19 protein-coding genes and 1 pseudogene are annotated in these 23,671 nt (G+C 71.1%); 7 read left to right on the forward strand and 13 right to left on the reverse strand.

The window, feature by feature from the left end:
• Positions 1-28: 28 nt before the first annotated feature.
• The 3 genes from MYMAC_RS20490 to MYMAC_RS20500 are packed head-to-tail and all read right to left on the reverse strand — an operon-like array spanning position 29 to position 2,141.
• On the reverse strand, positions 29-1,282 hold the full coding sequence (locus tag MYMAC_RS20490) for a methyl-accepting chemotaxis protein (RefSeq protein WP_013940750.1): 1,254 nt from the start codon (positions 1,280-1,282) through the stop codon (positions 29-31).
• A gap of 5 nt (positions 1,283-1,287) precedes the next feature.
• Entirely contained in the window at positions 1,288-1,662 is a 375-nt protein-coding gene (locus tag MYMAC_RS20495) for a CheW domain-containing protein (RefSeq protein ID WP_013940751.1), read from the reverse strand.
• Complete coding sequence (locus tag MYMAC_RS20500) at positions 1,659-2,141, reverse strand: chemotaxis protein CheW (RefSeq protein WP_013940752.1); 483 nt, start codon at positions 2,139-2,141, stop codon at positions 1,659-1,661. Before MYMAC_RS20500 ends, MYMAC_RS20495 begins: the two co-directional genes overlap by 4 nt.
• Positions 2,142-2,311: 170 nt before the next feature.
• On the opposite strand from MYMAC_RS20500, the pseudogene MYMAC_RS20505 reads away from it, so the two are divergent.
• Positions 2,312-3,189 (forward strand): annotated as a pseudogene (locus tag MYMAC_RS20505) (response regulator).
• A 47-nt stretch (positions 3,190-3,236) separates the two neighbouring features.
• Here the strand turns inward: MYMAC_RS20505 and MYMAC_RS20510 are convergent.
• The gene (locus MYMAC_RS20510) at positions 3,237-4,541 is read right to left on the reverse strand and encodes a radical SAM family protein (protein ID WP_095959297.1); all 1,305 of its coding nucleotides are present in this window, start codon (positions 4,539-4,541) and stop codon (positions 3,237-3,239) included.
• A 176-nt stretch (positions 4,542-4,717) separates the two neighbouring features.
• Here MYMAC_RS20510 and ald point away from each other — a divergent pair, with 176 nt between their 5' ends.
• The 4 genes from ald (at position 4,718) to MYMAC_RS20530 (ending at position 9,516) form a co-directional block, all read left to right on the forward strand.
• Complete coding sequence (gene ald, locus MYMAC_RS20515) at positions 4,718-5,842, forward strand: alanine dehydrogenase (protein ID WP_013940755.1); 1,125 nt, start codon at positions 4,718-4,720, stop codon at positions 5,840-5,842.
• A 242-nt stretch (positions 5,843-6,084) separates the two neighbouring features.
• Positions 6,085-6,726, forward strand: coding sequence for a sigma-70 family RNA polymerase sigma factor (locus MYMAC_RS20520; RefSeq protein ID WP_013940756.1), 642 nt, complete (start codon positions 6,085-6,087; stop codon positions 6,724-6,726).
• A gap of 22 nt (positions 6,727-6,748) precedes the next feature.
• On the forward strand, positions 6,749-7,648 hold the full coding sequence (locus tag MYMAC_RS20525; RefSeq protein WP_043711467.1) for an anti-sigma factor family protein: 900 nt from the start codon (positions 6,749-6,751) through the stop codon (positions 7,646-7,648).
• Between the two features lie 176 nt (positions 7,649-7,824).
• Positions 7,825-9,516: a response regulator gene (locus MYMAC_RS20530; RefSeq protein WP_095959298.1), complete on the forward strand. Its 1,692-nt coding sequence runs from the start codon at positions 7,825-7,827 to the stop codon at positions 9,514-9,516.
• Between the two features lie 44 nt (positions 9,517-9,560).
• Here MYMAC_RS20530 and MYMAC_RS20535 read toward each other — a convergent pair whose 3' ends face one another.
• From MYMAC_RS20535 to MYMAC_RS20560, 6 genes are all read right to left on the reverse strand, one after another.
• On the reverse strand, positions 9,561-10,694 hold the full coding sequence (locus tag MYMAC_RS20535) for a hypothetical protein (RefSeq protein ID WP_095959299.1): 1,134 nt from the start codon (positions 10,692-10,694) through the stop codon (positions 9,561-9,563).
• Positions 10,691-11,461 carry a type III pantothenate kinase gene (locus tag MYMAC_RS20540; protein WP_095959300.1) on the reverse strand — a complete coding sequence of 257 codons (771 nt, stop codon included), beginning with the start codon at positions 11,459-11,461 and terminating at the stop codon, positions 10,691-10,693. The genes MYMAC_RS20535 and MYMAC_RS20540 overlap by 4 nt, the downstream gene beginning before the upstream one ends.
• Positions 11,462-11,474: 13 nt before the next feature.
• Positions 11,475-12,479 carry a biotin--[acetyl-CoA-carboxylase] ligase gene (locus tag MYMAC_RS20545; RefSeq protein WP_095959301.1) on the reverse strand — a complete coding sequence of 335 codons (1,005 nt, stop codon included), beginning with the start codon at positions 12,477-12,479 and terminating at the stop codon, positions 11,475-11,477.
• Between the two features lie 33 nt (positions 12,480-12,512).
• Complete coding sequence (locus MYMAC_RS20550) at positions 12,513-13,148, reverse strand: TapB family protein (RefSeq protein ID WP_095959302.1); 636 nt, start codon at positions 13,146-13,148, stop codon at positions 12,513-12,515.
• Complete coding sequence (locus MYMAC_RS20555; protein WP_095959303.1) at positions 13,126-14,040, reverse strand: HEAT repeat domain-containing protein; 915 nt, start codon at positions 14,038-14,040, stop codon at positions 13,126-13,128. Before MYMAC_RS20555 ends, MYMAC_RS20550 begins: the two co-directional genes overlap by 23 nt.
• A 66-nt stretch (positions 14,041-14,106) precedes the next feature.
• A complete protein-coding gene (locus tag MYMAC_RS20560) occupies positions 14,107-16,914 on the reverse strand; it encodes an HTH domain-containing protein (RefSeq protein WP_095959304.1) in 2,808 nt (935 codons plus the stop codon).
• A 98-nt stretch (positions 16,915-17,012) separates the two neighbouring features.
• Between MYMAC_RS20560 and MYMAC_RS20565 the strand changes: the two genes are divergently transcribed.
• Positions 17,013-19,217 carry an outer membrane protein assembly factor BamB family protein gene (locus MYMAC_RS20565; RefSeq protein ID WP_170114751.1) on the forward strand — a complete coding sequence of 735 codons (2,205 nt, stop codon included), beginning with the start codon at positions 17,013-17,015 and terminating at the stop codon, positions 19,215-19,217.
• Between the two features lie 13 nt (positions 19,218-19,230).
• On the opposite strand, the gene MYMAC_RS20570 is transcribed toward MYMAC_RS20565, so the two are convergent.
• Positions 19,231-20,148, reverse strand: coding sequence for a hypothetical protein (locus MYMAC_RS20570; RefSeq protein WP_204816841.1), 918 nt, complete (start codon positions 20,146-20,148; stop codon positions 19,231-19,233).
• Between the two features lie 51 nt (positions 20,149-20,199).
• Here MYMAC_RS20570 and MYMAC_RS20575 point away from each other — a divergent pair, with 51 nt between their 5' ends.
• On the forward strand, positions 20,200-21,231 hold the full coding sequence (locus MYMAC_RS20575; protein WP_095959307.1) for an alpha/beta fold hydrolase: 1,032 nt from the start codon (positions 20,200-20,202) through the stop codon (positions 21,229-21,231).
• On the opposite strand, the gene udk is transcribed toward MYMAC_RS20575, so the two are convergent.
• Both udk and MYMAC_RS20585 read right to left on the reverse strand, forming a co-directional pair.
• Positions 21,232-21,867, reverse strand: a complete 636-nt coding sequence (udk, locus tag MYMAC_RS20580) for a uridine kinase (RefSeq protein ID WP_043711474.1) — start codon at positions 21,865-21,867, stop codon at positions 21,232-21,234. It abuts the gene before it with no gap.
• A 68-nt stretch (positions 21,868-21,935) separates the two neighbouring features.
• Entirely contained in the window at positions 21,936-23,627 is a 1,692-nt protein-coding gene (locus MYMAC_RS20585) for an MbnB/TglH/ChrH family RiPP precursor modification enzyme (RefSeq protein WP_095959308.1), read from the reverse strand.
• Positions 23,628-23,671: the final 44 nt, after the last annotated feature.

Here is a 23,671-nt window from a genome sequence, read left to right on the forward strand (position 1 = left end):
GCGTACGCCCCTCCCCTTCCAGGAAGCGCTAGTCGGCCTTGAACCGCTTGATGAGCTCGGCCAGCCGTCCGGCCAGCTGCGTCAGCTCCGCGGCCGCGCCGGTGGCCTGCTTCGACGCCTGCGTCGTCTGGCGCGTCACGTCCTCGATCTCCGCCATGGAGGCCACCACCTGCTCGGTGGCCGTGCGCTGCTGCTGCGTGGCGAGGTTGATGACGCGGGCCGCGTCGCTCGTCTCCTGGACACCGGCGAGGATGCCTTCCACCGCCTGCGCCGCCACCGCGCCCAGCTTCTCACCGGACTCCGTGGCGGCCTTGGACGCCTCGGCGGCGCCGGCCGCGGCGGCCGTGGCCTCGCGGATCTCGGTGATGAGGTTCTTGATCTCCTTGGTGGAGTCCAGGACGTTCTCCGCCAGGCGCCGCATCTCCGCCGCGACGATGGAGAAGCCCTTGCCGGCCTCACCCGCGCGGCTGCCTTCCAGCGCCGCGTTCAGCGCCAGCAGGTCGGAGCGGTCCGCGATCTCGTCGATGACCTCCACCACCGTGCCGATGCGCTCCACGCGCTTGGACAGCTTCGCGATGGAGTCCGCCACGGCGACGCCGTCGCTGCGGATCTGCTGCATGGCCTGGATGAACTCGCCAATGGCGCCCCGGCCCGCGCGCGCCGCGCCCAGCGTCTCCTCCGCCACGCGCGCCACGCTGCCCGCGTTCTCGGCGATCTGCGCCGACGCGTGCTTCAGCTCCTCCATGGTGGCGGTCGTCTCGTGGATGGCCGCCGCCTGCTCCGTGGAGGACGTCTCGTGCTGCGTGGAGGCCGCCAGCACCTGGTTGGCGGACGAGGACAGGCGCAGCGCCGCCTCGTTGATCTCCCGCACGAAGGTGCGCAGCGTCTCGATGACCTTGCCGAAGCCCTCCAGCAGGGGCCCGAGCTGGGGGTCTTCCGTGGTGGTGTTCCACCGCGACAGGTCGCCCTCGCGCACCAGGCTGATGAGCGAATCCAGCGCCTGGTCGATCTCCTGCGCCGCCACGTGCTTGCGGTGCTCGGAGGCGGCGAACTGGTCCAGCACCTGGTTGAGCAGGTGCGCCAGCTCCGCGCCGGACTCACCCACCAGCTCCTTGGGCACGCGGGCCTGGAGGTTGCCGGACAGCACCGTCAGCAGCGTGTCGGTGATGGCCTTGGTGGAGGAGACGGTCGACGCCGCGTTGGTGGCACCGGCCTTGGAGGCGGGGGCCTTCCGGGCGCGAGCCTTGGCAGCGGGCTTCTCGTTGGGGGTGTCCAGGGACATGTGTCTCAGTGCCTTCCTTGAGTCCTTGCGGTTTCGACCAGGTCGATGAGCAGCACGGTGCGGGCCTCTTCCAGGCACACACCGACTGCGTAGGCTGCGGCGCCGGCCGTGGGGGGCATCCGGCGCAGGGAATTGACGGGGATGGAGCGCACGCCGTGCACGGCGTCCACCTTGAGGTGGGCCTCGCCCTCCGGGGTGTCGAAGACGATGGCCCGGTTGCCCCGGTGGGGCAGCCCCAGCTCCGCCAGCGTGAGGTCCTCCGGCAGCGCGCGGTCGATGCGCAGCACCTGGGACGCGTCCGTGCCGTAGAGCGTGGCGCCGATGTCGAAGAAGAGCAGGTCCACCTCTTCCTCCTTCTCATGGAGGGCGTCGTCGTTCATCGCGCCACCGCCCGCTGCCGCGCCGTCTGGAGCAGCTTGGAGAAGTTGAGGAGGTTGATGGCCTCCTGGTTGCCGCTGGCCTGCACCACGCCCAGCAGGTGCTCGGCCGCGGCGTCCCCGCCCAGGGGCGGTGGGAGGATGTCCGCCACGGGAACGCGGCGCAACCCCAGCACCGTGTCCGCGACGACGCCGGCCACGTAGCTGCCCGTGACGCCGACGAACAGCCGGGTGCGCGGGCCAATGCGGGCCTCCCCCTTGGAGAGGAAGCGCAGCAGGTCCAGCACCGGGAGCACCTCACCCCGGTGACCGGTGACGCCCATGATGAAGGACGGGGTGCGCGGCAGGGGCGTGAGCAGCCCGGCCCGGAGCACTTCGAGCACGTTCTCACTGGGCACGCCCAGGCGGAGGTCGCCCACGCGGAAGCAGAAGAACTCCTGCTCCGGCCGGGCCTGGGCGGCCAAGGCGCGGTCCGGAGCCATCCGGAGTGCTCGCTGGAGGGGAGTCGAGGTCGTGGTCAAGGCGCCAAAGTATCCGGAGGCGACGAATAGCGGTCAAGAGGACCCGACGGCCAGCCCGCCTGGTCGCCGTTTCGATGGTCCGCGCTGCACCAAAGGTGTAGGGTTCCACTGCGAAGCCCTTGAGGAGGACGATGTCGCGCGTACTGGTCATTGACGACAGCCCGATGCTGGTGGAGCTCACCGTCCGGGCACTCACCGCCGCCGGCTACCAGGCGAGCGGCGCGCAGGACCTGGCCAGCCTCGAGCAGAAGCTCGCCGAGGGGCCGTTCGCGCTCATCCTCATGGACGTCAACATGCCGGAGATGTTCGGCGATGACGTCGTGGAGTACCTCCGCCGCCAGAAGAAGGTCACCGCGAAGCTGGTCCTCTATTCCGACATCTCCGAGGCGGAGCTGGACGGGAAGACGAAGGCGTCCGGGGCGGATGGCTACATCCTGAAGAGCGGCGGGCTGGAGGCCGTGCTGGGCGGGGTCATGGGTCTCATCGGCCCCCCTGCCCTGGGTGTCCCCACCGCGGTGCCCGCGCCGGCCGCGGCCCCGTCGCCGCGCCCGCAGCGCCGGCGCCGGCCCCCAGCGCTCCCGCCGCCGCCCCCGCCGCGACGGGCCTCAAGGCCGCGCCCACCACGGGCGGGCGCAAGCCGCGCATCCTCATCGTGGATGACAGCGAGATGACGGCCCGCATCATTGAAGCGGACCTGGTGGCCAAGGGCTTCGAGGTCCACGTCGCCGACACGGCCGACAAGGCCACGAAGATCATCCTCAAGAAGCAGACGCGCCCGGACCTGGTGCTGCTGGATGTGCGCATGCCCAACGTGAACGGCGAGCAGTTCTGCCGCTTCATCAAGAGCAACAGCCTCTTCAAGGGCATCAAGGTGCTGCTGTGCTCCGGGGAGAACGTCGAGGAGCTGCAGCGCATCTGCCGCGAGGCGGGCGCCGACGGCTACATCCCCAAGGACGCGGTGATGGGGAACCTGGTGGCCAAGGAGCTGATGCCCACCGGCAACGAGTAGACGTTCCGGGGTGGGGGCCGTGGCTCAGCCCCCAGCCCTCCCGGGCGCTACCGAGGCCCCGCGGCGTTCTCGCGCTCTTCCAGTCCCCGCGCGAAGTTGCCCACGACGAGCCCCGGCCGCGCCGCCTTCAGCCGCTGGAGCAGCGTGCGGATGCCCACCGGCTCACCGCCCGCGCCCCGCTCGCGCGCCACCTCCAGGTACTGCAAGGGGTCGATGCACAGCGAGCGCGTCTGCACCTGGTCCACGCGGTACTTCTTCACCAGCCGCTCCAGCGCCCGCACCTCGCCCTCGCGGTCGGTGACGCCGGGGAACAGCAGCAGGTTCAGCGCCAGGTACGCGCCGCGCTCGCGCGCCAGGGCGATGGACGCCTCCACGTCCTCCCAGCCGTACTTCACCGGCTTGTAGTAGGCCTCGTAGAGGTCCTTCACCGCCGAGTTGAGCGACACGCGGATGGCGTCCAGCCCCGCGTCGAACAGCGCCTCCAGGCCGCGCGTGAGGCTGGCGTTGGTGTTGATGTTGATGGAGCCCGCCTGCGTGCGCGCGCGCATGTAGCGGATGGCCTCGGCGATCTGCTTCCAGCGCGTGAGCGGCTCGCCCTCGCAGCCCTGGCCGAAGCTCACCATGGTGCGGCCCGGCGCGTGCTCCAGGTGGAAGAGGCCAATCTGGCCCATCTCCTCCCCCGTGGGTCCGTCATCCATGCGCTCGTGTGACGCCGGCGGGCCGTCCGCGGGCTGGTCGGAGATGCAGCCCACGCAGCGCGCGTTGCACATCACGGACGCGGGGATGGCGGCCTCGTCCCGCACGTAGAAGGTGTTCTGCGACGTGAAGCAACTGTAGACGAGCGCGCACGTCTTGAGCTGCTTGAGCACCCGGTTGTCCGGGAAGCGCGCCAGGTGCTGCGCCACCAGCCCCTTCATCTCCGGCGTGGAGAAGCGCTCCGGGTTCCAGTGCGAGCGGCGGTCCGTGTGGATGGCCCACGCCACCGGCCCGTCCCCCACCCACGCGGCGGCGGTATAGGCCCACTGCGGCAGCACCGGCCCGCTCCCCTTCACCTCACCGGGGAGGAACGTCCGCGTGTAGCCCGGGGGCAGCAGCGCGCCCACCGCGTTGGGGACGAACGTCTTGCCGCCCACCTTCATCTCCCGGACGAGCTCCAGCTCGCCCGTCTCCGGGTGCAGCCCCACGGGGAGGCGGCCCGGCAGGTGGACGAGCCGCCCGGCGGACGGCAGCGGAATGGGCTTGTCCTGCGGCGGAACGAGCTCCTCGCCGCTGCGCAGCGTGGCGAGCAGGTACGGATGTTCCATCACCCGTCCCTTGGGGTCCGCGAATAGGAGCTTCGGGGCAGACGTCATGTCCCTGGTAACTAACACGAGCGCCGCGCGCTTCATCACGCATCGCATCCAACGCCTCGCGTCATGTCTCCAGGGGGAGATGGCCCCATGCGGGGCTGTCCGCCAGCGCCTTGATTCCCCCTTGGGCCCCCGTTAGGGTCCGCGCGCTTTTTTATGTCCCCCTCTCGGAGGCAGTCGTGATCGTCGGAGTTCCCAAGGAGATCAAAACCCGCGAGTACCGCGTTGGCATGGTGCCGGCTGGCGTGAGCGCCTTCATCGCCGCGGGTCACACGGTCCTGATCGAGACGAACGCCGGCGTTGGCTCCGGCATCCCCGATTCGGAGTTCCAGCGCGTCGGCGCTCAGATCGTCGCCAGCGCGGACGAGCTCTGGAAGCGCTCGGAGATGATCATCAAGGTCAAGGAGCCCATCGCGCCCGAGTACGCGCGCATCCAGCCCGGACAGATCATCTACACGTACTTCCACCTGGCCGGCGTGGACCCGGAGCTGACCAGGACGCTGATTCAGAAGAAGGCCGCGGCCGTGGCGTATGAGACGCTGCAGCTCGATGACGGCAGCCTGCCGCTGCTCAAGCCCATGAGCGAGGTGGCCGGGAAGATGGCCATCCAGGTGGGCGCCAAGTGCCTGGAGAAGGCGCACGGCGGCAAGGGCATCCTCCTGGGCGGCGTGCCCGGCGTGCGCCGCGGCCGCGTCACCGTCATCGGCGGCGGCGTCGTGGGCCTGTGCGCCGCCAAGGTGGCCCTGGGCATGGGCGCCGAGGTCACCATCCTCGACGTCAACATGGAGCGCCTCACCTACCTGGACGACGTGTTCCTCGGCCGCGTCGGCGTGCTGGCGTCGGACTCGGAGAGCATCGCCCGCTCCGTGCGCGAGGCCGACCTCGTGGTGGGCGCGGTGCTCATCCCCGGCGGCAAGGCCCCGAAGCTCGTCTCCGAGGCCCTCATCTCGGAGATGACCCCGGGCGCCGTGGTGGTCGACGTCGCGGTGGACCAGGGCGGCTGCATCGAGACGTGCAAGCCCACCACCCACGACAACCCCACCTTCGAGGTCCACGGCGTCGTCCACTACTGCGTGGCCAACATGCCGGGCGCCGTGCCCCAGACGTCCACCTACGCCCTCACCAACGTCACCCGCCCCCACTCGCGGAAGATCGCCGACATGGGCCTGATTGAGGCCGTGAAGTCCGACCGCGCCCTCGCGCGTGCGCTGAACACCTACAACGGCCACGTCACCTACGAGGCCGTCGCGAAGGACATGGGCTACCCCTACATGCCCATCAACGACGCGCTCGCCGGCAAGTAAGCCCGGCAAGCAGGGAGACGACGCGGTCCCTGGCGGGGAGGTTCGGATGGCGACATCCGGCCTCCCCGTTCGTTATCTCTGCTGGGGAATATGTTTCCCTGGCCGGCGTCGTGTATTCCCGAAGCGGGCGTGCGGGCGGGTGTAGCGGGATGCCGTTGTTGCCCTGGTTGTTCCCGTGCATACATTTGACGGGTAAGCGACAACTCATTCCCCATTTGTTTCGGGCCCTTGGAAGGCGGGACATGTTGGATTTCAGGCAACCCAACCGGACGAAGCAGGAATTCGAAGAGCTGGCGCTAGCCCACCTGGACCCGCTCTACTCGGCGGCCCTGCGCCTGACGAAGAACGAGCGTGACGCCGAGGACCTGGTGCAGGACACCTGCATGCGGGCCTACCGCTTCTTCGACAAGTTCGAGCGCGGGACGAACATCAAGGCCTGGCTCTTCAAGATCCTCACCAACACCTTCATCAACCGCTACCGCCGCAAGGTGAAGGAGCGCACGGTGGTGGAGGGCGTGGAGCGGGAGGCCGTCCACGAGCGCTTCGTGAGCCGGGACGCGACGGACTTCGCGGCCAACCCGGAGCAGTACTTCTTCGACCGACTCCTGTCGGACGACGTGCTGCGGGCCATCGACTCGCTGCCCATCGACTTCCGGCTGGTGGTCATCCTCGCGGACCTCCAGGAGTTCTCCTACAAGGAGATCGCGGAGATTCTGGAGTGCCCGGTGGGCACGGTGATGAGCCGCCTGTTCCGCGGGCGCAAGCTCCTGCAGAAGAACCTGCGCGAGTACGCGGAGGGCCAGGGCGTCTTCCGGCATGATGGAGAGCCGGTGAACGCCCCCGCGGACCTGGAAGAGTATCGCCACAGGAAGAAGACAGGGTAGAACCCGGTTCCTAGCGCGCCCCATGAACTGCCAGGACCTCGAACGGCTGCTCTATCCGTACCTCGACGGCGAATTCCAGCCCGAGGAACGAGTGGACCTCGAAACCCACCTCTCCGGGTGCGCTGCTTGCCGGCGCCGCGCGGAGGAAGAGAAGCAGATGCAGCAGGCGCTGCGGCGAGCCGCGCGCCACTCCGTTTCTGGCATGCGGGCCCCCGCCTCGCTCCGGGCCGGCATCCAGGTGGGCCTCAAGCAGGAGCAGCGCCGTGCCCAGGTTGGGGTGTGGCTGCGCGCCGGGGCCATGGCGCTGGTGGTGGTGACGGTGGGCGGCGGCTGGGCCGCGTTCCACACCGAGCAACGCCTGAGCGCCGCGCGGACGGAGGCGGTGCAGCGCCACAGCAAGAGCAAGGCGCTCCCCTTTGAAATCGCCTCCAACACCCCGGAGCAGGTGGAGGAGTGGTTCAAGGACAAGGTGGATCCGCGCATCACCGTCCCGCAGCTCCCCAAGGCCAAGCCGCTGGGCGGGCGCATCTCCATCCTCAACGGCCGCGAGGTCGCCTACATCAGCTACGAGACGCTGCCGGACAACGAAGACGAGCCGCGCCGCAGGCTGGGCGTCTTCGTGCTCCCCGGTGACGACGAAGGCGCCCTCCCGAAGTTCCAGGCGCTGCAGGCCGTGGAGGTGGACTCCGCGCAGGGCTTCAACGTGGTGACGTGGCGCGACGACGAAATCGTCTACGAGATGGTCACCGACATGGACGAAAGCGACATCCGCCGGATGCTCGCCGAGCGCGACAGCGGCGAGAAGCTCGCGCGCAAGTCCGCGCCGGAGTCCGATGAGCCGCTTTACTCGCTCCCTCCCGCGGTCCGCCCTCCGTACTCCCGGCCCCCCATCTCCATCGAGCCGGTGACGTACCCGCAGTGACGGAAACGTCGGCTGCACGACGGCGCTCGCCCGCTCTCCGGGCGGCCAGGATTCCGCCCGGTCCGAACATTGACGCTCCCGCGCATGGCCGATAGCCTCGACGCACATCATCTCCTTGCGCGTCGCGGCTGGTAGGGCGTTGGCGCGCGCCGCACACCAGGACGGGCCGTCCCTCCATGTCGAAGAAAATCCTGATCGTCGAAAGCGACACCGCGCTCTCCGCCTCCCTGCGCTCGGCCCTGGAGGGCCGGGGCTTCACGGTCGACGAGACGACCGACGGCAAGGGCAGCGTGGAGCAGATCCGCAGGGACCGGCCGGACCTGGTGGTGCTCGCGGTGGACCTGTCCGCCGGACAGAATGGCTACCTCATCTGCGGCAAGCTGAAGAAGGACGATGACCTCAAGAACGTCCCCATCGTCATCATCGGCAACCCGGACGGCTTCGCGCAGCACCGCAAGCTGAAGGCCCACGCCGACGAGTACGTCGCCAAGCCGGTGGACGCGGACCTGCTGGTGGACCGCGTGGGCGCGCTGATCGGCTTCCCCGAGCTGCCCGCCGCCGCCCTCGAGGACGTCGTCGATGAGAGCCTCACGCTGGACGCGCTCGGCGACGAGCCGATGACGGCGGACTTCGGCGAGGAGATCTCCGTCGAGACGGCGGAGGAGCCGCCCGTGACGGGCGAGGAGCTGGACCTGGACGCCGCCTTCGGCGACCTGTCCGCCCCCGAGGAGACGCCCGCCTTCGAGGAGGAGGTCGTCGTCGCGCCGCCCGAGGCGGTGGTGGAGGGCGTGGAGGAGGACTTCTCCACGCTGGACTCGCTGGGCACCGACGCCGAGGACGCGCTCGACGGGCTGGACGACTCCGAGAAGACGGTGGTCGGCTTCCTCGCCCCCGCGCCTACCCCGGCCGCGCCTCCGCCGGAGCCGCCCCGGGCCGTGGCCCCGCCCCCCGCGCCCCGGGCCGTGGCTCCGCCCCGCCCTGCCCCGCCGCCCGTCTCGGTGGCGCCGGCCGCGGACGCCGTGGAGCTGCGCGGCCTGCGCGCGAAGGTGGCCGAGCTCCAGGCCGAGCTCGACGACTCGCGAGGCACGGCCTCCCACGCCGAGGAGCGCGTGCGCGACCTGGAGGTCCAGTTGGAGGCCCAGGCCACCGAGCTGGAAGCGGCGCGTGCCTCCTCCGGGAAGAACGACAAGGACACCTTCGCCCTTCGTGACGCGGCCAACAAGAAGGACAAGGAGATCCTCCGCCTCAAGACGGAGCTGAACCAGAAGGACCAGGAGATCATCGAGCTCAAGGACCAGAACCTGGAGCTGGAGCAGAAGGCCAGCACCGCAGAGTCCGAGCTCACCCAGCGCGACGCCCAGCTCAAGACGCTGAGCGCCCGGGCGGATTCGCTCGCCGCGGACCGCAAGCGCGTGGACCAGCAGCTCTCCGCCGCCAAGGACGAGGCCCGGAGCGCCTCGGCGCAGCTCACCGCGCTCCAGGCGGAGCTGGATCAGCACCAGGCCCAGGCGCACGCCTACGCCGCGGAGCTGGAGGACCTCCGCGCACGCGCGGGGCAGCTCGAGGCGGACGTCCAGGCCGCGCGGAGCGAGGCCGAGGACCTGCGCGTCCAGTTGGGCCAGGCCCAGGTCGAGCTGTCCGAGCAGAGCAGCCGCGCCAACGCGGAGGCCGAGGAGCTGCGCGGCCGCATCGCCGAGCTGGAGGCCGCCACGGCCCGCAGCGAGGAGCGCGTGACGCGCCTCTACGCGCGCATCAAGAGCGAGGAGAAGCTGCGCGAGAAGACGAAGAAGGCGCTCGTCATCGCCCAGCAGCTCCTGGAGGAGCCCGCCTCCGCCGTGGCGGACGACGCCAGCGAGGCCGCGGCCTGACCGTCCGCGCCCCGGGCCACCCGCGCCCGGGGCACCGCGCCGGCCTACCCCTGCTTCTTGGGGGTCGTCTTCTTCTCGTGCAGCTTCTTCGCGAAGCCCTGCACGGCCGCGGGCACGTTCTTGTCGCGGCTGAGGTCCTTCAGCTCGGCGTCGCGGAACGCGTTGAGGAACTTCATGGTGACGGTGAGCGGGACCTTGGGGTTCTTCACCAGCGCCATCTTCACCTTGTGGTTCTTCGTCCACTCGCGGTTGCTGTAGATGACGCGCAGCACGTCATCCATCATCGCGCGGTTGGCGGCGCACGCGAGCACCTCGCCGTCGGTGATGCGCGGACTGCGGATGACGGCCACCGCCACCAGCTTGTTCGTCTCGCGGATGAGCGCGGTGCGGGCCTCCTTGTTGCCCAGCGTGGCCAGCTTGATCTTCTCCGCGATGGACATGCGCATGATGCGCTGGGCCAGCGTCAGGCGCTTGCCCTCCTCCATGGGCGCGGCGCTCTCATCCGCGGCCTCCTGGAACTCCTGAAGCACCTCCTCGGCCGTGGGGCCCTGGGGCGGCGGCGTCTCCGCGGCCTCGGGGCCGAAGACGCGCACGCGCGCCGCCTTCATCTGCGGCACGTCCAGGAGCTGCATCCCGCTGCGCACCGCGAAGTCGCAGACGTTGTCGATGAGCGACACCGGCGCGCTCGCGTTGGCGCATAGGTTCCGGAGGATGTCCTCGTGGCGCAGCAGGCGGAGCTGGTTCTGCCCGATGATCTCCGCCAGCTTCGGGCCGCAGTCCTTCGCCACGTCCGCCACCGCGTCGTCCGGCGTGCTGGCGTTGAGGACCAGCATCTCCGCGTAGGCCTCCTTGTCCTTGACGAGCCCCAGGAAGTACCCGAGCACCTGCGGCTGCACCTCCTCGTCACGCAGCGCGGAGCCCAGGATCTTGTCCGGCAGCATCGCGGCCGTCTTCGCCACCGTCTCGCGCACGCCCGCGTCCGGATCGAAGGTGAGCATGTAGAGCGCACCCAGCATGTCGGACGGATTGAGCGGGACGAGCGTCTTGGCGGCCATCATCCGCAGCGGCACCGGCGCGGCCGGGTCCACGTGCTTGCGCATGTTGGGCGGCAGGAACTCCGCGTCGAAGGGGCACCCCGGTGGCGGCGCCGGGACGTTGTTGGGAGCGGCAGTGGTCATGACGCGTGATTCCTTCCGTAGATGATGCGCAGCCCTTCGAGCGTGAGGAACTCATCCACCTGGTGGATGGCCTTGGACTCGCTGGCCACGAGTGACGCAAGCCCGCCGGTGGCGACGACCTTCACCGGGAAGCCCAGCTCCGCCTGCATCCGGGCGCAGATGCCGTCCACCAGGCCCACGAAGCCGTAGACGAGCCCGGCCTGCATGGAGTGCACGGTGTTGCGCCCGATGACGTGCGGAGGCCGCGCGAACTCCACGCGCGGCAGCTTGGAGGCATTCTGGAACAGCGCCTCCATGGAGATGTTGATGCCGGGGCAGATGCAGCCGCCCAGGTACTCGCCCTTGGGCGACACCGCGTCGAACGTCGTGGCGGTGCCGAAGTCCACCACGAGCACGCCCGCGTGGTGCTTTTCATACGCGGCCACGGCGTTGACGATGCGGTCCGCGCCCACCTCACGGGGGTTGTCGTAGAAGATGGGCATGCCCGTCTTCACGCCAGGGCCGACGAACATGGGGCGGAGCTTGAAGTAGCGCTCGCTCATCTTCTCCAGGTTGGACTGGAGCGGCGGCACCACGCTGGAGACGGCCACCGCCGTCACCTTCGCCGGGTCGATGCCGCGGTGGGTGAAGAGCTGTCGGACCAGGATGCCGTACTCATCCGACGTGCGGCGCGTGCTGGTCTCCATGCGCCAGTGGTCGAGCAGGCGCCGGCCCTCGAACACCCCGAGCGCGGTATTGGTATTGCCGACGTCGATGGCCAGGAGCATCACACCGCGCACTCTACCGCCGCGGGCGGAGCTGCTCCACGTCACCCGCCAACACGCGCTCGAGCGAGCCCCCTTCCGTCCGGACCAGGAGCGCCCCGGAGGGGTCGATGTCCTCGGCGTGCCCCCGCAGCGCCTGCCGGTCCGTGCGCACCAGCACGTCCTGCCCCAGCGTGGACGACAGGGCCTTCCAGCGGGCACGCACCGCGTCGAAGCCCGTCTCCAGGTACAGGTCCAGCCACTCCTCCAGCCGCGTCCAGAGGGCGGCGGTGAACGGCGCCCGCTTCACGGGATGCCCCAGCGCCAGGGCCAGCGACGTGGCGGTGGCGCGCAGCTCCTCCGGGAAGTGCTCGGCCAGGGCGTTGAGGTTGACCCCCACGCCCACCACGACGAAGTGGACGCGCTCCGGTTCGGCGGACAGCTCGGTGAGGATGCCGGCCACCTTGCGCCCGTCGATGTGGACGTCGTTGGGCCACTTGATGGCGGCGTCCGCGCCCGCGTCGCGCAGCGCCTCCGCCAGCGCCACGGCGGCCACCAGGGTCAGCTCCGGCGCGCGCTGGGGCGGCAGCTCCGGACGGAGGATGGCGGAGAAGTACAGGTTGAGCCCGGACGGGGAGACCCAGGTGCGGCCCCGGCGCCCCTTGCCCGCGGTCTGCTGCTCGGCCACCACCACCTCGCCGTGCCCGGCGCCATCCTGGGCCAGCCGGAAGGCCCTCTCGTTGGTGGACGGCAGCGACTCATGGTGGTGGACGGTGCGGCCCAGGTCGTGGGTGTCCAGCAGCGGGCCGATTTCGAGCGAGGTCAGCCGGTCGGGGACCTCCACCAGCCGGTAGCCCCGCGCGGGCACCGCCTCGATGCGGTAGCCCTTGGCGCGGAGGGACTCCACGTGCTTCCACACCGCCGTGCGGGACAGGCCCAGCTTGCTGGAGAGCGCCTCGCCGGACGTGTAGTCACTCCCGCTCTCGGAGAGGAAGCTCAGGATGAGCGCTTCCTGGGACTGTTCGTTCACCTGGACGGGCACGGCGGCACCTCGTGAAGAAAAGCTGCGGGCCTCTCAGCCCGAAGGTGGCGCCGCGCCGTCGCGGAGCTGCCACGCCGTCAGCTCCAACAAGGTCTGCGGCACGAGCTGGCCGTTGGCCTCCACCACCGTTTCGATGCGGACCATGCCGACGCCGGGGGCGAAGGTCATCGTGTTCACCATCGTGGCCTTGGCGTCCATCCGGTTGCGGGCCTCCACCTGGACACAGCGCGGGAAGGTGCCCGCGAGCGTCTGGCACGACTCCCCCGCCTGGACGATGCGGTAGCGCTCCGTGGACGACACGGACACCACGTTCGTCCAGGAGTGCCCCTCCTTCAGCGGGCCGCGCAGCAGGTAGCGCTTTGGATCCCTCAGGCCATAGCCGTCCAGGAAGAGCTGCCCGCCCTGGTTGTCGTGGAAGACGCCGGCCTCCTCCTTGAGGATCTCCACCGTGACTTCCTTGTCCTCGCGGCCGTTGAGCCGGTACGTCCAGCGGTTGCCCACCGCGAGCGGGTAGTACTCGGCCACGTCGCCCGTGCTGGCGCCCGAGTCCGCCGCCGCTTCCACGTTCTTGGAACAGCCGGTGCCCAGCATCAGGGCGCCGAGCACCACCGCTCCGCCCACGCCGAATGAACGCTTCATCTCGATGTCAGTCCGCGCGGCCTGGGCCACGCGCCTCCGCGGGTGAGTGCTTCCGTGATGCATAGAGTGTGTCCAGCGCCTGCTGCGCGGCGGCCTGGACGGCGGGCGCATCATGCCCCTGCGCCATCGTGTAGAGGTAGGCCTCCGCTTCGGGGCCGCCGATTTCGCCCACCGCGAAGACAATCTCCTGCACGAAGCCCAGGTCACGGCCCCGCGCCAGGTCGATGAGCACCGGCACCGCGACCCGCGCCTTCATCTCCACGAGCGCGCCCATCGTCCGGCGCACCGTCTCCGCGTCGGTGGCCTCCTTGAGGCGGTCGATGAGCAGCGGCGCGGCCGCCGGGTGCTGCCGCTCCGCCAGCGTGCGGAGGCTGAACTCCCGGACGCGGGCGTCCGTCGCCTTGAGGTCGAGCACCAGCTCGTCGTCGGTGCGGTCCAGGGCGGTCAGTTGCATGATGGCCGACTCGGTGACCTGGCGCAGGACGTTGGCCAGCGCGGTGCGCATCGCCTTCTGCCGTCCCGCGGGCGAGTCCTCCTCGACGGGGGCTTCTCCGAGTCCCACCAGCTCATAACGCTGGGGCAGGCGCCCGCCGAACCGCTCCAGGACCAGGTTGGCGCCGACCTCGGCGAAGCTGCGGGGGTCGCCGTCCTTCAGCACCTCCCGGGTGAAGGGCACGTCCAGCGTCAGCCGCCAGGGCCGCTCCTCGCGAGGCGCGTCCTCGCCCTTCTGCTCGAAGCGGCCGGAGTCCTTCAGCGCCACGGTGAAGAGCGTGGCGACGCCCTCGGGAGCGAGTCCCAGCAGGGCGTTGTCCTGTAGCGTGACCCCGGTCAGCTCCACCGGCGCCACCGGGTAGCGCGGCGCCCGCCAGCGGCAGGCACCAAGCAGGACGACGCAGGAGGCGAGCAGCAGGACCGGCTTCATCGCTCTCCAGGGTAACACCTGGGGAGCGACCGCGCCGACCAAACCCTCACCTCCCGCGGCGCCGCGTCAGCTATCGCGCTCCCCGGACGGCCCCTTGGGGGGCTCGGACGAGCTGCCCTCGCCAGGCGAGGAAGCAGGCACGTCCGTCCGCGTCGCACCGCTGTCCACCGGGGCGGCGGCCGCCTCCACCTGGGGCAGCCCCGGCGTAGGAGCGGGCTGCGTGGCTCCGGGGACATCCGACTGCGTGACAGGCCGGGACGCGGCGTCCGCTTCGGCAGGGGCGGCACCAGCCGGAGCCGCCGCCGAACCGCTCGCCACCGTGTCGCCCGAGGAAGCGTCGCTGCCCGCCTGGACGAACTGGGGCACCCCTGTTGCCGCGATGCCCGTATCCCCCGTGGCACCGACCGGGGCACTCACATTCCCCGTGGCACCGGAGGCAGCCGCTTCGCCCGTCGGGGCCGCGGCACCGGCGGCGTGTTCGGACGCGGAGCCCGCATCAGCAGCCACACGGGCCTGCTCGGAGACAGCACCCGCCGCGGCACTGACACCCGCTTCGCCCGTGACACTCGCCTCACCGGGAGCCGCGGCGACACCCGCTTCACCGCTGACGCCCGTGGCGCCCGACCCGGCAACAGTCGTGGCGCCTGCTTCGCCAGCAGCACCCGCCGCTTCGCCGGAAGCCGCGGCGCCAGCAGCACCCGCTGTTGCGCTCGCCTTGCCGACAGCCGATGCGCTTGCTTCGCCAACAGCACCAGCCGCAGCACCCGCCTCGCCAGCACCAGTGCCCGCCGCACCCGCAGCGGCGCCAGCTTCGCCAGCACCAGTGCCCGCCACACCCGCAGCGGCACCCGCCTCGCCAGCACCAGAGCCCGCCGCACCCGCAGCGGCGCCAGCACCAGTACCCGACTCACCCGCGGCACCGGCCTCACCGGCAGCACCAGCCTCACCCGCGGCACCAGCCTCACCCGGAGCCGCTGCGGCACCGGCCTCACCCGGAGCCGTCGCGGCACCGGCCTCACCGGCAGCACCAGCCTCACCCGCGGCACCGGCCTCACCCGGAGCCGCTGCGGCACCAGCCTCACCCGCGGCACCGGCCTCACCCGGAGCCACTGCGGCGCCAGCCTCACCGGCGGCGCCAGCCTCACCTGCGGCACCAGCCTCACCCGCGCGACTGCCACGGCCGCGACGGCCCCGGCGACGACGGCGGCGGCGCTTGCGGTCACCCTGCGCGCCTTCGGCCCCAGCCTCGGCGGCGCCATCAGCCCGCGCGCCACCCACGAAGGCGCTGGCGGCTTCGAGGTCGTCATCCTCCCCGTCCTCGTCGTCGCCCTCCTCGTCATCCTCGCGGCCCTGCTGGACCGGAGCGGCGGGAGCCGGGGCGGCGGCCTCACGCGGCTCCGCAGCGGTCGCCACCGAAGCCTCCTCCGGCGTCTCCCCGGCGGCCTCGGCCTCGCGGGCCTCGCGAGCCTCGCGCTCGCGACGGCGCTTCTCCCGGGGACGCTCGCGCTCCGGCGCCGCGGCCTCGGGGGTCTCCTCACCCTCGCGGGCCTGCTTCTCGCGCTGACGCTCCTCGCGGCGCTTCTGGGCCTCCTCGGCATCCAGCTTCGCGGCCTCGAAGAACTTCTCGTCGACCTCGTACAGCTCGACCTGCGTGACGGAGACGGCCGTCTTCGCTTCCAGGAACTTCTCGCCCAGCGCGTCACCGCACCACAGCATCACCAGCGAGCCATTGGCCTGCGCCTCGGTGCGCGCGTCACCGCGCACGTCCCCCGCGCTCACCAGCAAGCCCACCTGCGCCGAGTAGTGCCCCAGGTCGCGCCGCAGCTCCTGCACCGACTTGCGGTCGATGCCCGGCGTGCCCTTCAGCATGCGCACCGCGTAGCGCAGCTCCACGCTGCCCTCCCGCTTGCGCGCCGTGAGCAAGGGCCCTTCCTTGGACCGCTTGGCCACCTTCAGCTCGCGGAAGCCCAGGCCGTGCATCATCTTCACGACGGACTTCTCGAACGTGCCCACGTCCAGCTCGCCCAGGCGCTTGCGCAGCCCGCGCGCCACCGAGCGGCGCGCGTCCTTGAGCGTGGTGCGCAGCGTGGCCACCAGCGCGGCGTCCGCCGGGGCCTCGCCCGCGACGGCGGGCTTGCCCAGCACCGGACGGCCCGCCTCCAGCGGGATGCCCAGCGCCTGCGCGAACGCGGCCTGCAGCTCCAGCGGCGGGGCCTCACTCGGGGCGCCGGCGCGCTCCAGCGACACCTCACCGGAGTCCTTGCTGAAGGCGTACTGCGGCCGGCGGCCCGCGTCGATGCGGCGCTGGTTGTCCTCCAAGAGCGCGGTGAGCACCGCCTCCACCGTCGTGTCCTCGGCGCACAGCTCCTTGGCCCGGGCACGCTCGATGAGCTGCTCCGTGCGCAGCCCGATGTCCGACTCGCTGAGGATTTCGAACACCACCTCGGGCAGCGGCGGGAAGCGCTTGCGGCGTCCGCCACGCTCATCGTCCTCGTCCCGGCGGCGCTTGCGGTCGCTGCCACGGCCCGCCACCCGCACGTTGTCCGTGCGCGGCTCGGGGTGGCGCTCCGCCGGCCGCAGCGGCGGCAGGTCCTCTTCAGGATGCGGCTCGACCACGCCAGTCTGAGCCAGTGCCTCGACGTCCTCGGGAATCGACCAGTCGACCAGCGCGAAGGTGTCCTTCGCGGTAACAAGCACCTTGCGATCCCTCGTGCGGCGCGCCATGGCTGCGAGGCGCGACAGCATCGTCACCTCAGGCGTCTTGCCCACGTGGGAGAGCAGGCTCTGCTGGATGGACTTCTCGGTAATTTCAAGGAAGTGGAGGGGACGACCTTCGCTCTCCAGGATGCGGAGCGCGGCCTCGTAGAATGTCATCGAGTATTCCCCAGGAATTCCGAACGGTTACAAAAATGTAGGTCCGTATAGGCGGCGGATGCTAGCCATCGCTAAACTGGCTTGTCAACGAACGCAAGATGACCCGCATACGCATCGGACAGCGCTGGAAACGCGAACCCGCGGCTTCCCCGCTCGATTCCATCGCACTGGAATTGGACGGGGTGGACCTTCTGTCCGGGGCCGTGGAGGAATCTCTAGCAGAAGTCGTCCCCTCCCTGGTGCGCTCAGTTGCGGCGCTGGCCGGGGGACGGCAGAAACTGGCCCAGGTCTCCCTGCCTGAAGCCCACCTGGAGCTGGTGCTCCGGCGCGTGGGCCCGGAGGTGGAGCTCCTGGTGGCCAACCTCTCACGCCCCGCCCGGCTGATGCGCCCCCCCGTCCGGGTGGAGCTGGAAGAGCTGGTGGAGGCCGTCCGTGAAGCCGGCGAGCGCTTCCTCGCCGACGTCACCCGGGCCGGGCCCAAGGCGCTGGCCACCCCCCTGGGGCAGGCGCTCAAGGAGCCGTTGAAGAGCCTGAAGCGGCCCGCCCGCCCCCCGGACGAAGTCCCCGCCCGCCCCGCCACGAGGCGGCTGGAGCCCGCGGAGGTCCCGGGCTTCGGCTTCGAGCTCCGGGACGCGGGGCTGCCCACCGGCGCGGGCCGCGGCGCCGCGCGAGGCACGGCCGGCCTGCTGGCCCCGCTGCTCGCGGGCGGCGAGGTCTGGCTGTCCCTCCCAGGCAGACCGGACGCCTGGCGCGTCCCGGGCCCTCCGTTCCTCACGGTGCTGGAGCTGTCGCGGCTGGCGGTGGAGCTGGCCCGCGCGGTGGAGCTGGGCGAGCGCCGCTTCGAGCTGGCCCCCGCGGGCGCGAAGCCCCCGCTGCTGCTGGACTTGAAGACGGGCCAGGCCAGGGCCGGCCGCACCGGGGCGCCCTTCCCGCTCCCGGGCTCCGTGCTCGCCGCCGCCCTCTTCCACCTGGGCGAGTCCCTGGCCGCGGCCTTCGCGGAGGCGGACCGGGCCCTGGTGGGCAACCCCTACCGGGCGGAGCTGGCGGAGCGCTGCAGGGAGGGCCTCTCCCACCTGCGCGGCCCCGTCCAGCCCCCCGAGGCGCAGGGCGCGGCCCGCGAGAAGAAGGCCCGCGCGAAGGGTCAGGGCACCTCGCGTCCGCTCAAGGTCCCCGGCCGCCTGCGCCGGCTGCGCTTCGAGAAGCTGTGGGAGAAGCGAGGCCTGCCGGACGCGGAAGAGGCGCGGCTGCTGCTGGGCCGGCATGGGCCGGTCTACTGCGCCCCGCAGCTCACCTCCGCGTTCTCCCGGAAGGACGGCGCGCTGCTGTGGAAGCGCGCCGCGGCGCTGGGCGTGGCCGCGTCGGCGGACGGCCACGCGGTGGCGGCGGACATCGCGCGCGTGTACGGCTTCACGGGCCGGGGCAGCGGCGCCCGCTGGCTGCACGACCACGACGGCATCCCCCTGGGCCCGCTGCTGCTGCGCAAGGATGGCCTGCTCCTCACCCTGTCCGAGGACCGCACCGTCGTGGCCTTCGCGGAGGCCACCGGCCGCGAGGTGTGGCGCCTGGCGCCGCCCCGGACGCAGCGGAGCTGGCTGGCCACGCAGGGGCACCGCGCGCTGGTGGGGACGGACTCGGGCTACCTCTATGGGCTGGACCTGGAGGACGGCCAGGTCCGCTACCGCATGCGGGCGCCCATGCCCTTCCACGGCGCGCCGGTGGCGTGGGGCAAGCGCTTCCTGGCCATGCTGGGCCGGGGCTCGCACTGGGCGCTGCTGCTCGCGGACGCGCACACCGGTGAAGCCGTGTGGACGTACGAGCCGGACCTGTCGCACCTGTCGGCGCCGCTGCCCGTGGGCTCGCGGGTGTTCATCGCCGGGGAGCGCGAGCGCGAAGGCGTGCTGCTCTGCCTGGACGCGAAGGGCCGGCGCCTCTGGGAGCGCCCGCTGAACCTGGGCCCCGGCCCCTATGCGCTGGCGCCCCTGCCCCGCGCGGTGGTGGTGACGAGCGCGTCCGGCGCCGCCACGCGGGTGGCGGCCTCCGGCACGGTGGACTGGCGCGTGGGCGCGGCGGGCGAGCCGCTCATCGGCGCGCTCCCGGCCCACACCGCCCGGGACGTCACGCTGGTGCCGGGTGAGCGGGTCCGCGCGGTGGACCCCCGCGGCGGGCAGGTGCTCGCGGAGGTCCAGGCCGGCGTGGGGCTCGTCGCGCTCCAGGCCGACGTGCGCCTCAACCTCTACTTCCTGGACGACGCCGGCACGCTGTCCGCGTACCGGCTCGGCTCTCACTTCACGGTGGTGGAGTAGCCGCCGCGCGGGCTCAATCCCGCGCGGCCTTCGACGGGTCGATCTCCTCCTCGGGGCGCTCCTCCTGGGTGGCGCCCTCCCACGACTCGCCGGCGCCCAGCTTCCAATCCGAGGGGACCTCGTCCACCTTCCACACGTAGGTGGACGTCGCGGTGCCCCCCGAGGCCGCGCTGGAGGTGAGGTTGATGGTCATCTCCATCTTCGACACCTCGTTCGGCAGCAGGTCCAGGTCGTAGTGGCCCAGCACCATCTGCGGGGGGAACGCCTTGATGAAGCGCTCCGGGTGGTCAATCTTCATGGACGGGTCGGCGCCGCGCATCTCGCCCAGCAGCTTCCCCTTCGCGTCGGTGAGCTTCCACACCGTGTCGAACGCGGCGCTGGTCACCATCTTCAGCACCTTGCCGTCGTCCTTGAGCGTGCGCTGCGCGCCCCACACCGCGAGCTGAAGCCGGATCTGGGGCTTGCCCAGCACCATCACCACGTCGGAGGAGATGAGGTCCAGGCGCATGCCCTTGTCCGTCGCCGTCCACACCGGGCGGTAGCGGCCCTCGCGCATGCTGTCGAACGTCTTGCGCGCGTACTCGTAGAAGGCCTTGCGGTCATTGGCGCGGTCATCCTTCGCGCCGCGCTCCTCCCGCTGCTCCAGCTCCAGGAGGTAGTCGTCGAACTTCGTGTTCCCCTGGAAGCGCGTCAGGTGGTCGTCCACCTGCTCGAAATAGTTCTTGAAGAAGGGCTTCAGCTCGTCGCGGTAGCTGGCCTCATCCGGGTTGGAGCGCATCCAGCCGACCCGCTCCAGGTACTCCGCATGGATTCGCTGTTGATCTGCTTCCCGCTGCGCCTCGAGCGCGCGGCCACTGGCGCTGCGGTAGCTCATGACGGCGCCCAGCAGCACCCCCGCGACGATGACGATGACTCCGAAGTAGCGCTTCACGCGGCAGTCTCCTGTGCCTTTGTCCTGGCAGTGATATGAAAATTCCCCAACGTGATCCAGGCCACCGGGACCCACCTGTTCACCACGCCCCTTCCCTTGGAGGAAGGAGAGCTGCTGGGCAACCCCCAGGTGGCCTGGGCCGCTTATGGAGAACCATCAGACGGCAAAGCGGTGGTGCTGCTGCACGACCTCGCGCACTCGCACCTCGCGTTGGGCCCGCCGGAGGACTCGGCGTACCAGCCTTCGGGGTGGGGGCGCGCGCTGGTGGGGACGAACCTCGCGTTGGATCCGGCCGTCACGCCGGTCCTCGCGCCCGGGCTGCTGGGCAGCCCCTTCGGCAGCACGTCCCCCGCGACGGTGAACCCCGCGTCGGGCGAGCGCTGGGGGCTGGAGCTGCCGCCGCTCACCGTGCAGGACATGGCGCGCGCCGTGTCAGCCACGCTGCGCGCATGCGGGCTGAGCCACGTGCGCGCGCTGGTGGGCGTGGGCCTGGGCGGCCACGTGGCGCTGCGGCTGGCGTCCCTCTTCCCGGACCTGGCGGACGGCGTGGTGACCCTTGGCGCGGCGCGCGCGCTGCCGGAGGCCGTCCGCGAGAAGCTGGGCCTGTCCTGGCAGGTGCTGCGCGCGGACCCGGACTACCGCGACGGCCTCTACGCGCTGGACGCGCCGCCGCGCAAGACGATGCGCAAGCTGCGCCTGGACTTCCAGAAGCTGCTGGCCGGACGCGAGCACCTCACCGCCACCTACCGTGACGCCGAGTCCGCCCGCGCCGCGCTGGACGCCGAGGCGGACGCGTTCGCCGACGCCTTCGACGCGGTGTCCTGGGCGTCGCTGTGCTCGGCGTACGCGGGCAGTGACGTGTCGGACGGCTTCGCGCGGATCCGCTCGCGCGTGCTCCTCATCGCGGGGGCGTCGGACGCCATGGCGCCGGTGAACCGGGTGCGGGACACCTATCACCTGCTGAGCGCCGCGGGGGTGAGCGCCCGCTTCCTGGAGCTGCCGGGGCCCGGGGACCATGCGGCGCTGCTCCAGGATTCGGAGCGGCTCCATGGCCCGCTGAGCGACTTCCTGCGGCGGTGCTGACTAGTCCCGCTGCGCGACCCCGGAGAGCTTGCCGCGCAGCGCGCCCACCAGCATCCCGATGGCGATCTCGTTGTTGCCGCCGTGCGGGATGATGATGTCCGCGAAGTGCTTGGACGGCTCCACGAAGCCCATGTGCATGGGCCGCACGTGGCGCAGGTACTGGCTCACCACGTGGTCGAAGTCGCGGCCGCGGTCCTTGATGTCGCGGGTGAGGCGCCGGAGGATGCGGAGGTCGTCGTCCGCGTCGACGTAGATCTTCACGTCCATCTCATCCCGGACCTCCTTCATGTGGAGGACCAGGATGCCCTCGATGAGGATGATGTCGCCGGGCTCCACGTTCTTCGTCTGCGGCTGACGGGACGAGGTGACGAAGTCGTAGACGGGCTTCTGGATGGGCTGCCCGGACTTCAGCGCCTTCAGGTGCTTGACCAGCAGCTCCCTGTCGAAGGCATCCGGGTGGTCGAAGTTCACCTCGCGCCGGTCCGCCAGCGGCAGGTCCTTCAGGTCCCGGTAATACGAATCCTGATCGATGAAGGCCACACGACAATCGGCCAATGCCTCGCGAACCTTGCGGGCAACGGTGGTCTTGCCGGATGCGGTACCGCCCGCGATTCCGACGACGAGGGGGGACGCCATGGCGGCGCGACTATCTTATCCAGGCCGGCCAGCGCAAGGGTTCGGTCCAATCCCGGACATTTCTTGTCCTATCCACGGCGGATCAGCCCACGCTGCCTTGCCTCCTCCACGAGCCCGGGCGCCACCTCGGCCTCGGTCAACGGCTGGACAGCGAGCATTCTCAGGAATTCACCCATAGCTGGTGACACCGTCGTGACCTCCAGCCCGCCTGCCCTGCGCCGCGCGGTGAAGGACCAGGGGCCGGGCCCCGCCCTTCGCGCCACCTGGTTCAGCGACTCCAGGCCGGACAGCTCCAGCACGCCAGACGCCCACGCACGCGCGGTGAGGTGACGGCGCACGGCTCGGGCGGCATGGACCAGCTCGGACAGGTCCACGGGGAGCGACCCGGCCCGCACGTCCTCCATCAGCCCCACCTGCCCCGGCGCGGGCGCGGGCACCCGGCGCAGGAAGAGCGAGGGCAGCAACATCTCCAGGGTCAACGCCGCCGAGCCCCCCTCGTCCGGCGACTCGCGCAGGCGCCGCATGGCCCACGAGGCGAAGGCCTGCCCCGGCGAGCGGCCCAGGGGACTGAAGAGCTTCCGGAACTCCTTCGAGCCGGTGAAGGCCGCGAGCGCCTCCCGCGTGCCCGCGAGCAGCAACCGGGTGAGGGGCCAGTCGCGATCCAACACCTCCGCGACCACCGCCAGGCGGAAGTCCTGGTCCGCCAGCGTGCCGGCCTCGTCCTCCACGGAGGTCACGGGCGCGGCCCCATAGCCGGCGTCGAACAACGCCCAGGGCTGGCTGTCCTCCGTCAGCGCTGGCACGGGCGCGGCGCTGGCCTCCGGGACGCGCCACGTCAGCGGCGGCCGCGCGCCGGCGGGCACCAGCTCGCGCAGGCGGCGCAAGGAGGCCGCGGCCACCTCGGGCGGGTGGCCGTCCCCCTCGAAGGTGACGGCGCGCAGCGACGGGCAGCGGGGAATCAGCGAGGCCAGCAGCTCGAACAGCTCCTCGCGCACCGGCTGCGTGTGGTCGTCCACGTAGAAGCGGCGCGGCCCCCGGTGCGTGACGACGCCTCCGGCGATGTGCAGCTCGATGACCTGGTCGAGCGGAAAGCCCTCCAGCCCTGTCTCCAGCGGCAGGCCGGCGGAGAGCTGGTGGCTGAACAGGTGCCCCAGGTCGAGCAGCAGCGGCGCGCCGGTGCGCGCGTGCAGCTTCGCCATGAAGTCCAGCACGTGCCACTGCCCGCGCCGCGCCAGCACGGCCGGGTTCTCCAGCACCAGCGGCATGGACAGGTGCCGCTGGACGTGGAGCGCGTGCGCCACGCTGGCCTCCAGGCCCGCTTCATTGAACGGCGGCGTGAAGTAGAGGTAGCCCGGGAAGGGCTGACCCTCCACGTGCCACCAGCCCACGTCGTTGCCCACCCACGGGCTCTCCACGGCGCGCGCGTGGGCGTCCAGCTCCACCAGGGCCCGTGCGGGTTCCAGGCCGGGTCCCCAGAGGTTGAGGTGGACGGGGTGGAACAACACCGGGACGTCCTGGCGGCGGCGCCACATCTCCGGGAACAGCGAGGCGTGCGCCTTGGATTCTTCCAAGGAGAGCGGCGCGCTGTATTCCACGTAGTCGAAGAGCCCCGGCGACGCGTCCAGCAACCGGTAGGGCTGCGGCACGTCGGCCATGCTCAGGTTGCTGCTCAGCCCCAGGCCTCGCCAGGGCAGTGTCCAACTCGGGGGCGCCGCGTGCGTCATCTCCTCAACGTAGACGCGCCCCGCGGCCACCGCCACACACGACTGCCTCCGAGTGCAACGCTGGAGGCCCGCGGCATGGG

Origin of the sequence: Corallococcus macrosporus DSM 14697 (genome assembly GCF_002305895.1) — a bacterium.
Lineage (GTDB): Bacteria > Myxococcota > Myxococcia > Myxococcales > Myxococcaceae > Myxococcus > Myxococcus macrosporus.

Coding starts and splice junctions, on each gene's coding strand:
- MYMAC_RS20490 (WP_013940750.1), bottom strand. CDS start 1,282: ATGTCCCTGGACACCCCCAACGAGAAGCCCGCTGCCAAGGCTCGCGCC.
- MYMAC_RS20495 (WP_013940751.1), bottom strand. CDS start 1,662: ATGAACGACGACGCCCTCCATGAGAAGGAGGAAGAGGTGGACCTGCTC.
- MYMAC_RS20500 (WP_013940752.1), bottom strand. CDS start 2,141: ATGGCTCCGGACCGCGCCTTGGCCGCCCAGGCCCGGCCGGAGCAGGAG.
- MYMAC_RS20510 (WP_095959297.1), bottom strand. CDS start 4,541: ATGACGTCTGCCCCGAAGCTCCTATTCGCGGACCCCAAGGGACGGGTG.
- MYMAC_RS20520 (WP_013940756.1), top strand. CDS start 6,085: ATGTTGGATTTCAGGCAACCCAACCGGACGAAGCAGGAATTCGAAGAG.
- MYMAC_RS20525 (WP_043711467.1), top strand. CDS start 6,749: ATGAACTGCCAGGACCTCGAACGGCTGCTCTATCCGTACCTCGACGGC.
- MYMAC_RS20530 (WP_095959298.1), top strand. CDS start 7,825: ATGTCGAAGAAAATCCTGATCGTCGAAAGCGACACCGCGCTCTCCGCC.
- MYMAC_RS20535 (WP_095959299.1), bottom strand. CDS start 10,694: ATGACCACTGCCGCTCCCAACAACGTCCCGGCGCCGCCACCGGGGTGC.
- MYMAC_RS20540 (WP_095959300.1), bottom strand. CDS start 11,461: ATGCTCCTGGCCATCGACGTCGGCAATACCAATACCGCGCTCGGGGTG.
- MYMAC_RS20555 (WP_095959303.1), bottom strand. CDS start 14,040: ATGAAGCCGGTCCTGCTGCTCGCCTCCTGCGTCGTCCTGCTTGGTGCC.
- MYMAC_RS20560 (WP_095959304.1), bottom strand. CDS start 16,914: ATGACATTCTACGAGGCCGCGCTCCGCATCCTGGAGAGCGAAGGTCGT.
- MYMAC_RS20565 (WP_170114751.1), top strand. CDS start 17,013: ATGACCCGCATACGCATCGGACAGCGCTGGAAACGCGAACCCGCGGCT.
- udk (WP_043711474.1), bottom strand. CDS start 21,867: ATGGCGTCCCCCCTCGTCGTCGGAATCGCGGGCGGTACCGCATCCGGC.